The organism is Bacteroides muris (ex Fokt et al. 2023) (assembly GCF_024704895.1).
Classification (GTDB): domain Bacteria; phylum Bacteroidota; class Bacteroidia; order Bacteroidales; family Bacteroidaceae; genus Bacteroides; species Bacteroides muris.
On record NZ_JAMZEE010000070.1, the window covers coordinates 1 to 10,923 of the forward strand.

Sequence of the window (10,923 nt, forward strand, 5' to 3'; positions counted from 1 at the left end):
GGCGTAGACAAAAGAAAAGATAACAGGACTATAAATTATAGAAAAAGGTTGTGCCAACGTTTTGACACAACCTCCTTATTCATTATATAAAGTATTCTCTACTTTTCAGGAGTCTGTTCCAGCGTAGCTACCAAGAAATCATAGAACTTGGCAACAGTAGGAATCAACGCACGCTCATCCGGTGAATGAGGAGAACGCAAAGTAGGACCGAAAGAAATCATATCAAGTCCCGGACAAGCAGCACCGATGATGCCACATTCCAAACCGGCATGAATCACCTTCACCGCGGGTTCCACACCAAATTGCTGCTTATAGGACAACTTCATGGCATGCAGGATGGGAGAATCCACATTGGGCTGCCAACCTGAATAGCTGCCGCTCAACTCCACCTTCATACCTGCCATGGCGAAACAAGATGTCAAGCTGTCGGCCAGAAAATCCTTCATCGTGTCGCAAGAGCTGCGAGCCAGAATCTTGATGGCCACCTTACCGCCGTCAATGGTCACAATGGCCAAGTTAGATGAAGTCTCCACCGTATCGGGCACGGTAGGTATCATGCGCATCACACCGTTCTGACAAGCCATCAAGACATTAATCATGTTGTCCTGAATCTCTTCCGGCACAATGGCGGCAGGAAGTTCCACCTCCTCTATCTGCAACAGAATGCCACTTTCGATGGAAGCATATTCTTCGTTGAGCTGCGCCTCGTATTCCTTGATATACTCTTCCAGCCCCTCTGTGTCTTCGGGGTTGAACACCAATACGGCATGTGCTTCACGAGGGATAGCATTACGCATATTTCCACCCTCGAAATTAGCCAACTGCGAGTCGAACTCAATCAGCAGGTCGTGAACGATACGCGCCAGCAGCTTATTGGCATTGCCGCGTCCTTGGTTTATTTCCAGTCCTGAGTGACCGCCGCGCAATCCTTTTAGCGTAATCTTGCGCGCCGTCAGGTCGGCAGCAGGAGTTTCTTCCTTGTATTCCAGCGTAGCCGTGATGTCAATACCACCGGCACAACCGATATAGAGTTCGCCCTCGTCCTCAGAATCAAGGTTCAGCAGAATCTGCCCTTGCATAGTTCCGGGTTTCAGGCCGAACGCGCCATACATTCCCGTTTCTTCATCTTTGGTAATCAAAGCTTCCAGCGGGCCATGCTTCAAATTACCGTCTTCGAGCACCGCCATGATGGCAGCCACTCCCAAGCCATTGTCCGCTCCAAGCGTGGTTCCTTTGGCTTTCACCCAATCGCCGTCAATATAGGTTTCGATGGGGTCTTCGGTAAAGTTGTGTACGGTATCGTTGTTTTTCTGAGGCACCATGTCCATGTGTGCCTGCAAAATAACTCCTTTGCGGTTCTCCATGCCCGGAGTGGCAGGCTTACGGATAATTACATTGCCGGCTTCGTCGACAAATGATTCCAGACCCAACCCTTTTCCAAAGTCAATAAGAAATTCGGTAATTTTTTCCATATACCCTGACGGACGAGGAATCCGAGTCAGTGAATAAAAGTGCTTCCATACATTCTGTGGAGCTAATTGTAGGATTGTATTCATAATATCAAGAATTAATTTTCGCAAATATAGCGTTTATCTTCCAAATCACGAAGCGGAACGAACTCCGTTTTGAAAAGTTCTCCTCATGACATCCTGCCAATATCCGGCAAGACACCCGCATTTACCGCTTCGCAAAAAAACATCACAACCGGGCAATCTCTTCGGTAGTCAGCTTGGTAGCTTGGATGATGGCTTCCGGAGCCAGCCCCATGGCTTTGAGGTTGCGGGCTATTTCCAGACTGCGTTTCCGGAAGCCTTCGGCGATACCTTCAGCACGACCCTCAGCAAGGCCTTCCGCGCGACCCTCGACGATACCCTCTGCACGCCCCTCCGCGCGACCCTCAGCACGACCTTCCGCTCTGCCTTCCATCAATCCTTCCAACTTGGCAGAATCGAGCACATCGTTTTGTATCATGATGGCACTGAGATGTTCGTCGTAGGCATTACGGTCTTGTGCGGACATGGAGTAATATTTCAGCTTTTCGCGAGCTTCCCCCAAGCCGGGAGCATTCGTGTCGGAACGGATGATTCCGTTTTTAAGATACTCCATCCACTCTTCCAGCGGGGTGGTGGCCACTTCGTTGAACTGGTTGACACGGATAAGGATATACTCGGGAAATATCTCGGACGGCATACGGGTGACAATGGCATCTTTCTCCTTAGTGCTGATGCGCAACCGGTCTTTGGTGTGCACACCGATAAAGGTGTTCTGACCGTGATACAGATAGTCGTCACCCTGACCGATGTCGAAGTAGAGGATGCTGATGGAGTAGATTTTCTTCACCTGATAATAACGTTCTCCCAAGGAGATGTGCTCGGTGATGGCCTTCGCCACGCCATAAAGAATGCGCTCCAGGTAGTATAATTCGCGGGTGTTCTGAATCTCGATGATGATGATTTCACCCTTGCTGTTCTTGGCTTTGATGTCTACCCGGTTGAACTTGTCATCGGCAGCCTGCTGGTTGCCCTCGCTCTCCAGTATCTCGTCGACGGTCACTTTCTCGCCAAGGAAGACGGTGAGGAATCCTTCCAATACATCGAAATTGGCTTTCTGACGGAGCAGGCGCTTGATGGCCCAGTCGAAACGAATGTACTTGTCTTGCATTTCTTCGGACATGGCTGTGAAGTTTTATTGAGTTTCTATTTGTACACAAAAATAAGAGATAGTTGACACATTTACAAAGAAAAAGCAGAAAAAAGGATGAGGCAGGCACTGAATCTCTAAGTGAGACCGGTAGTTTTTAATGATTCCATCTACGGTATGCAGAACAGCAGTATTTGTCCGGCACCGGGGAATCCTGCCCTTCCCCGGTGCCAAACAAACTGGAATAAAGATATACAAAGAAACCTGTCGTTCAGAAGACAAAGTCGGTCACATACGGCTCTTCTGCGAATCACCCGCACCCGTGCCCTTGTATTTGCTCTTTGCAGCATTTAGCTTATAACGGACTGTTAAACTGACACATCGGCTGTTGGGGGCGTTGAACATCCGAATGGTACGCACTTTGCCGGAATATAGCATCCCGTTCTGCTTTTGCGTATCAAAAATATCATCAGCCTGCAGCAGGAAACTCAACCGACCTTTCAGAATTGCCTTGTATAAACTGGCATTCATCATCCAGGTGTCGTCCATCAAACGGGTGTTCTGCATTTCTCCGGTACTCATCCATCGTACACCCACACTCAACTGAAAGTCACCGGGCAAGTTCAGACTGTTCTCCCAATTCAGCATCACCAGCGGATTGTCCAGCCGGACAGTTCCTCCTGGAGCTTCCAACTCCATCCATTGCTTGTTGATACTGACCGTCCACGCAGGCGACCAGATACCGATAGAAGGAGAAGCCGTTGCAGAAGCAAACAACATATCGTATGCCTGTGCATTCTTCTGGCTCACCAAAGCGATAATAGGTTCATCATCCGAGTAGGGTTCACTCGTATTAAAAATATCATCTTTCACATGCTGATAGCCTAATTGTCCCGTCAGCCAACGCCAGAATACACCCAAACCGACCGAATGGGTCAACACGGGGCGAAGCAATGGGTTGCCTCCCTCGTAAGTATATTGATTGATATAAGACACCTGACTGCTCAGCTGTGAATAAAAAGGCCGACGAATTTCCGACCGGTATTGCAACATAAACCGCGTACTTCCGACCGGAAGAAGCAGCGTGGCCGAAGGAAACAGATTGTGGTACACCTTGCTTTGGTCGGATCTCCGTTCTCGATTGACGTAATAATTGAAGTCATCATACTCGTAGCGTATCCCCACCTGTGCATTGACTTTTCCCAACTGTCGGCTAAACTCCGCAAAAGCCGAAGCATTGTTCTCCCTGATTTTATCCAGATTATCTTCAAGGATACCTTCATTATTCCGGTAGTCCATAGTCCGGTTTATATGACCGTATTCCGCTCCCAATACCAAACGTCCTCCCCACACAGGGCGAGTCCACGTCATCTTGGCAGCATAAAACCGATAATCCGTATCACTGGCAGTAGTCACAGTGCGTTGGGACACCTCCTTGGCAGCATCCGTAGTCTGTTCTTCAACCTTGGTTTCAGCCTCTGCCGACTGCCAAATGGCATTTCCGTCAAAATCGACACTCCAACCACCAACTTTTCCCCTATAATAAAAATCGAGTGCATGACGCATATTCTCCGAGCTCCCCCGAGAATCGTTCACAGACGACTCATAAGGCATATCATCCCGGACAACATCCGTACCCACTGTCATATAATCTCTGGCATAGGGACGCTTCGTAGTCCGATAGGTCACACCCAGCGAATGATTGTCATCCAGCACATAATTCATTCCAAGACTACCCGTCAACGAATGTGTCCGACTGTTGGCATCCGTCCGGCTCTCCTGAGTCCAATGTTTGTCCAAATAAGTATCCTGAACCGCCTGATGAGCCTTCCAATAATAACTGTCTGAATAGAACAACAGTCCGAAGAGGTCGAACTTCCCCTTACGGTAATTGAAGTTGAATTGCTCCAGCCATCCCGCCTTCTTGGTATATTCGGCTTTGGTACGGCTGTTAAAACCAAAACCCTCACCCTGAGCCTTCTTGGTCTGGATGCGTATCACCGCCTTCACCGATGCATCATAACGTGCACCGGGATTCGTCACCACTTCTACGTTCCGGATGTTCCCGCTGGCCAATTGATCCAGTTCCGAGGCATCGCGCACCTTCCGCCCATTGATATAAACCTCCGGAGTTCCCCTGCCCAACACTTTCAGTCCATCGCCATCGTCCACCACGCCGGGTGTCTTGCGCAGAACGTCGTTCGCTGTACCGGCACTTGCCAAGCTGCTGTTCTGCACCTGTGTCACCATAGCGTCACCCTTCAGGCTCGTCTTGGGCAGATGGCCTTCACTACAACCTCATCCAGTAGCCGGGTGTCGGCTTCCAGTATCAAGTCCAAGGTATCTCCAGCCTTGCACTCCCGATACAAAGTGGCATAACCTACGCTCGACACTTTCAACAAGCCTTTATGTTCTTGCACCGACAGACGGAAATTACCATCCGCACCACTCACCGCACCCGTCACGAAGGCCGAGTCGGGCAACGAAAACAATACGATGTTGGCAAATTCCACCGGATTTCCTTGCCGGTCTGTCACTTTGCCTGCCACTGCCTGCCACTGTCTGTCCTGCCGCCACGGTTGCGGCAAAAAGAAATAGAAATAAGAATAAGAGTCTGTTGTTCATATATTTTTTATAATAGTTATTCTCAATGGGAACCGTATAATGAGCTAACCTACATTGCAATCCCCGTATCCCGGTCGGCATTGTTCATCGTCTTGTCGCCTGCCTGATGCTTGCGCCCGCTGCTGAACTTCCACGACAGCGTAAAGTAAAGCATACGCGCATTGTCGTCTATATACGTCCAACTCTTGGATTGGTGCAGTTTATTCAGCAGTTTGTAGCCTCCCGTCCGGCTGGTCGAGCTGAATGGATAAAGCATCCCCACTCCTGCGTTCCAGTCCTTCCACTGATAAGAACACTGCACGGTACCGGTTTCCTCTCCATAATTCAGAGTTTCGCCGAAAAGCGAACGGTAGCGGTTTCCCATTTCGCCATAGAAGGTAAAACCCTTGTAGTTCAGCGACACGCTACCGCCCGCATACCACGCCGTGTAGTCGTGCGCATACTCCCTGCCGCGACTTTCAAACCGGTTCACACCGCCATAAAGGCTGACCGAAAGCAAGTCCGGCACCACCGTCACGCCCACGTAGCATTGTCCGTTCAGTTGCGAGAATCGCTTCTGGTTGTCCTGGCTGTATTCGAAGAGGTAACTTCCGTCGGGCTGCGCCACGCACGCCACCTGCTGCATAATGGGATTCTTTTGATGAAGGTAACTTCCCTGTAGTTGCGCATTCACTATTCCGTTCCCCCAAGAGAGCCTCAGGCGATTGTTGTATGAACGGTAAGGGGTCAATCCGGGATTTCCCCGGTTTACTTCCAAGTCCGTCTTTTGCTGCCTGATGTCGCTCAATGCCGACAACGAAGGCAGCGTGGGATAAGTATTGAAAACATAACTCAAGTTTGCACCCTTGAATACCGGATACGCCACAGTCAACATAGGCCGGAAAGTGTAGAAAGTATACCCCTCACCCGTGCGGTCGAACGCCTCACGCGACATGCCCGCTCCCAAAGCATACTTCAACTTGGCCCATTTGCCCTGCAACTGCACATAACCGTAGAGGGTGGAGTTGTGCATGTTCACTGCCTCGTCCACTGCTCCCGTGTAGCGGTTGCTCGTATAAGCCTGCGTGTACTTCAACCCGGCAGAAAGAGCCACTTGGCTAAAGTCCTTCCGGTATCCCGCTTCCCCTATCAGCGAATAGCGTTTGCCCTTGGTGGCATAAGCATATTGCGACGAAGGCTCTCCTCCCATCTCGCCCGATTCACGATAATCGCGCTTGTAGTCCGAATAAAGGTATGTCCCCACCACGTTCATCGTCAGATGCTGATTGCGCGGCAAGAACAGCCGATAATACAAATCGAGCGAGGGAATCCGGCTGTAGTTCTCGGCCAGTGTCATGCTGTAAAGGTCGGGCTTTCCCGCCTCGCGGATTACCTCCCCCATGTCGTTGTGGGGATAGTCTTCAATCTCTTCCGTGAACAGAGCGTTGAACACATATTTATCCTGCTTCGTCAGGTTGTAGCTTGCCTCAATGGTGTGAGTGACATAGTTGAAGGCAGTAGGCACTTTCCCGAACACGCGATTGCGCTGCCCGCCATCGGGAAAGAAAAAGGTTTGGGTCTCGTCCACATAGCGTTCGTCATAATCGCGATAACTGATGTAATAATCAAGGCCGAACTCCGATAGTTTGTAGTTGGCACGCAGATACAAGTTGTCATTCCCGAAGCCTGTAGTCACGGCATTGATGGCGCTGAATCCGCCCATCACGCCCGCCTGCGGACGCTTCACCACATAGTTCACTACCGCTTCCGCATCCGTGTCGCCGTATCTCACGCCCGGATTGTCGATATACTCTACCCGTAATACCATCTCCGGCCGTAACGCCTGCACCTGTGCCACCGAGGCCTGGATGTCGTTGATGCGCAGTTGCACCGCTCCTCCACCCACGGTAGACACCTTCTGTTGCACGCCATCCACCTTCAGTCCGGGCAACTGCATGTGTGCCAGCAGTTCATACCCCGAAGAAGAGGCTTTTACTTGCCTTTGCGACGGAAGGATAATTTGTCTGTCTACCTTCTTCATCACATTCGATGCAGTGACCGTGACCCCCTGCAACGACACGGCATCCTCCACCAGCACAATCGTACCCACCTCCATCGGTTTCTCCACATTGTCCAAGCGGATGGTCTGTGGCACACATCCCATAAACGATACCTGCAACAGGTAGCTGTCGCCCACTTCCAATTGCCGCAAGGCAAACATTCCCCGGGAATCAGTCACGCACCCAGCAACAAACGTGGAGTCGATATGCCGCAAAGCTACGTTCACAGATGGCATCGGTTCTCCTTTTTCGTCCGACACCATACCCGAAATACGGATATTCTGCCCGTATAAGCTTGTCACGGCACAGATAATAAACAACAAGCAAAGTAAATTCTTCTTCATCTTCTATTCATTTAGTTATATATTTGCAAGAGTGCGGCGCCTTTCTATTTTCCGCAAAGTATCATTGTAATATTGCTTCACAAACATATCCACATCCGTATCCAAAAGTTCTTTTATGCAAAAATCCTTATTTTGAGCGACAGACTCATATTTGCGTCTGAAACAAGGACCTCCACATATAGGCAACAAATTACATTCCATACATTTGGTATCCTCCACATACGGTTTTAAGCTCAAATCATGCTGTATAGAATCTTCCCACACAATATCACCATTTTCACTCAAATACCCCAACGCATTCTTTTCATTATAATCCACCGCGGTACACTTATATACCTTTCCGTCAAAATTCAGATTTACATAATTGTTCCTGTCCGCATAACAAAGACATCCCTCCACAAAGCCAAAATCCATTCCACAAGACAAGTGGAAACCTTTCTTTTTCAAATTCTCCACATTATCAAGCAGCCCGTCCGGAGTCTTGTCCGTCTTCTTTTCGTATGTTTGCCAAACCCTCTTAAATTGTATTTCAATTTGAGCACGAACACCCACAGGTATAATATCCAAGATTTCTGCAAAATCCAGCCGAATGGTGTCGTCCGTATAATTAATCCGCAAAAGTACTCGATTATTTGAAGTATCCAAACAATAACCCACACAATTGTCTATTATCTTCCTGAAAGAGGGTTGTCCTTTCATATTTCGAGTCTTATTGTGCCTCTTTTCGTCACCGTCCAATGTCACTTGAATTGTGTTCAAACCTATCAATGTACATTTTTTCGCAACCTCTTCTGTCAACAAAAATCCATTGGATGTCATATTGCAGAAGAAACCCTTATTTCTTTTTTCAGCTTCTTCTTTAGCAAAAACAGACAAAGGATATACAATTTCATCAAAATACATCAAAGGTTCTCCCCCAAACCATCCCAACATCAGTTTATCAATATCTTCTCTATCCAAAACCTTTATTATAAGTTTCTTCAGGCTTTCCAAAGTAGTCTTGCTCATTTCACCTTTCTTATGGGTCTCATAACAATACCAACACCTGAATATGCAATCTTGTGTAGGATTCAAAATCAAATGAAACAAAGAACTATTCGCATCCTTCCTCTTATTTTCTAACAGATAATTTGTCTCTTGTTCATTGTCTTCTACCAAAAAACGCATTCTTACAAGTTCCTTTGTAATAGCCTCTTCTTGCTGTTGCAATTCCACATCGGACAATAATACTTTAATAAAATCAAAGGAAGATTTATTCACTGAAAAAACAGCCTTTGAGATTCCATTCAAACAAATCGTATCATTACCATTTTGGATATAATAATTATATTTACTCTCAACCATAGCTTCATTATATATCAAAACATGCAAAGAGAGCATGTCACAACAAGTTACTCACAAAGATTATATAATTGTTCCGACACACTCTCATTAAAAGAAATTTAAACTTTAAGGGATTACGCTGTCATCTGGTTTTGCAATTGTACATCCACAACCAGCAACTTTGTTTTGAACACACTTAGGATTAATATCCACAATGCCGCCACCTTCAACATTTTCCATCTCGTTCAAACTTAACATTTCTTCTGCAGCATTCTTCAAATTTGAAGCCAACTGCGCTTTTTCTTTTTCTTCCATGTTTTTTTATCATTTAAATAATACAACAAAATGATAACGCTGATACGTTACCTAATTCTGACTGCAAATGTAAATCGTGGGAGTCCGACAAAACCAGACTGGTTGTATTTTTCTAAAAAAACATTTGATATTAGTTCATTTATAGATGTAATTTGTAAGCATTTCACCCCTTACCTGTTTTCTTTCTTTACCCCTGCCCAGAATAGCCTCTCGCAAGGGTAGCTGACCGACACCGGAGAACGAGGGGTTCGACACCGAGACACTCCCTCTTCGACACCGAGGAACCCAGCCTTTCCCGGTGCCGGAAAAAGCGAGATGGTATGTTGCATAAAGATATGTAAAAGAAAATCATCAGTTACACGATTCTTTTAAGAAAAGAGTCAATCCGCCATTGTCGGATTCCCCTACCTTACATTTGCAACGGTAATATGGAATTCTATTCTATCGGATTTTCAATCCGATTGTGTCAGGTATAAGTTTCTTCAAACACCTGTGATTGTAACACTTTTGCTTGGCTATAATTGAAAGATATTTTATATTTGCAGCCAATTTTGTTATTTTTATAAGAATACACAATGAAAAATATCCATTTTGAAACCATTATAGCAGTATCTGTTATTTTTTTATTTTTCGCCGCTTGTTCTTCAAAGGAACACTCTTCCGTATCGTTGGCAGAACTGATACAGGCAGAAACTGTCATGTATGAGTACCCAGACAGCGCATTGCATATATTACAGAATATGAAAATGCCGGATGCTGCACAGAAATTGGAACATGCCACTTGGGCATTGTTGATGACGCAAGCAAAGTATAAGATGTATATAGAGCAGAATGACTCTTTAGCCAATATCGCGTACAATTACTTTATGGAACAAGAGGATGCACAACGAAAGGCATTAGTGCTGTATCTAAAAGGAGAAATTTTTCATGATAACAGAAATATAGAAGAGGCACAAAATTCTCTTCTAAGAGCAACAACGTATGCAGAGAAAACTAATGACTATCAACTGTGCCATTTAATCTATGCAGAATTAGGATGTATATACATACTCCGTTTTTATAAAGAGTATGCTATTGAAGCATTTAATAAATCATACCAATATGCACTTCAATCACAAAACTGTAAGTATATCATTGCTTCTTTAATTTATCTTGGTAGGACTTACGGTCAATTGGAAAGGTTCAATCAATTGAATATTATCAAAAAGCCATTGAAATTGCCAAAGAAAAACATATAACAAGAAGTGTAGCAATTGCTTCTAATGAACTTGCTGGTATTTATATTGAAATCAAGGATTATAAAAAAGCTTTATACTATTCAAAACAGGCTATTAACAGTAGCAATATAGGAGTATCTAAAGGACAAATAAATTTGGTAATCGGGAATATTTACAGAGAAATAGGTCCCATAGATTCCGCATATTATTATTTAAATCAAGTTGTAGGTCATAAAGCAAGTGTCAATACGGTGAATGCTGCTTACCATGCTTTATATGAATTAAGTAAAAGAGAGAAAAAATACCAAGAAGCTATATTTTACAATGACAAATTCTTGAATGGAGTAAACGTCCTATTTTCCGCCTTGACGCTGATTTAATATAAATATACCTTTGTGGCAAACTTGAAATTTACAGTTA

General features: G+C 45.8%; 8 protein-coding genes. 1 reads left to right on the forward strand and 7 read right to left on the reverse strand.

Going from position 1 to position 10,923, the window contains the following annotated elements; genetic code table 11:
- Positions 1–98: 98 nt before the first annotated feature.
- From M1B78_RS17710 to M1B78_RS17740, 7 genes are all read right to left on the reverse strand, one after another.
- Positions 99–1,556, reverse strand: a complete 1,458-nt coding sequence (locus tag M1B78_RS17710; protein WP_257930649.1) for an aminoacyl-histidine dipeptidase — start codon at positions 1,554–1,556, stop codon at positions 99–101.
- A gap of 142 nt (positions 1,557–1,698) precedes the next feature.
- Complete coding sequence (locus M1B78_RS17715; protein ID WP_257941414.1) at positions 1,699–2,673, reverse strand: Rpn family recombination-promoting nuclease/putative transposase; 975 nt, start codon at positions 2,671–2,673, stop codon at positions 1,699–1,701.
- Positions 2,674–2,928: 255 nt separating this feature from the next.
- The gene (locus tag M1B78_RS17720) at positions 2,929–4,890 is read right to left on the reverse strand and encodes an outer membrane beta-barrel protein (RefSeq protein WP_257941415.1); all 1,962 of its coding nucleotides are present in this window, start codon (positions 4,888–4,890) and stop codon (positions 2,929–2,931) included.
- Between the two features lie 11 nt (positions 4,891–4,901).
- On the reverse strand, positions 4,902–5,228 hold the full coding sequence (locus M1B78_RS17725) for a carboxypeptidase-like regulatory domain-containing protein (RefSeq protein ID WP_257930652.1): 327 nt from the start codon (positions 5,226–5,228) through the stop codon (positions 4,902–4,904).
- 86 nt (positions 5,229–5,314) lie between these two features.
- Entirely contained in the window at positions 5,315–7,648 is a 2,334-nt protein-coding gene (locus tag M1B78_RS17730; RefSeq protein WP_257941416.1) for a carboxypeptidase regulatory-like domain-containing protein, read from the reverse strand.
- Between the two features lie 15 nt (positions 7,649–7,663).
- Positions 7,664–8,992 carry a radical SAM/SPASM domain-containing protein gene (locus tag M1B78_RS17735; protein WP_168354374.1) on the reverse strand — a complete coding sequence of 443 codons (1,329 nt, stop codon included), beginning with the start codon at positions 8,990–8,992 and terminating at the stop codon, positions 7,664–7,666.
- A gap of 105 nt (positions 8,993–9,097) precedes the next feature.
- Positions 9,098–9,286 carry a hypothetical protein gene (locus tag M1B78_RS17740; RefSeq protein WP_136011327.1) on the reverse strand — a complete coding sequence of 63 codons (189 nt, stop codon included), beginning with the start codon at positions 9,284–9,286 and terminating at the stop codon, positions 9,098–9,100.
- Positions 9,287–9,861: 575 nt separating this feature from the next.
- Between M1B78_RS17740 and M1B78_RS17745 the strand changes: the two genes are divergently transcribed.
- Positions 9,862–10,524 carry a hypothetical protein gene (locus M1B78_RS17745; protein WP_257941417.1) on the forward strand — a complete coding sequence of 221 codons (663 nt, stop codon included), beginning with the start codon at positions 9,862–9,864 and terminating at the stop codon, positions 10,522–10,524.
- The last annotated feature ends 399 nt before the right edge of the window (positions 10,525–10,923 follow it).